General features: G+C 35.9%; 1 protein-coding gene. It reads right to left on the reverse strand.

Annotated features, from left to right (window positions below; translation table 11 throughout):
- Window positions 1–281: hypothetical protein (locus FNN09_RS21280; protein ID WP_221932569.1), on the reverse strand; the 281-nt coding region annotated here is incomplete at both ends.

The raw sequence follows: 281 nt of genomic DNA on the forward strand, positions 1-281 counted from the left end.
GAACCTTGTTAATAAGCAGATTATCATTATTAGCGATGGCTTTTATCACAGGTAACAATTGTGGTATTTTCTTCATATAAGAACTACATACAATCAGGGCCCAATACCTCTCCCACGGATTATCTGATGCTAAAGCCTTAGATAGCTTTTTATGTGACTTTGAAATACTTAGTAATTGTAAATCGGCTATTGATGCTAATCGCTTTATTTCCTTACTATTCATCTGTCCAAAAGCTTCCGGATTCTCAAAGGCATGTTGAATCAGGTAGTACTCCGGATAA

It is taken from the genome of Carboxylicivirga sp. M1479, assembly GCF_007097485.1.
GTDB lineage: Bacteria > Bacteroidota > Bacteroidia > Bacteroidales > Marinilabiliaceae > Carboxylicivirga.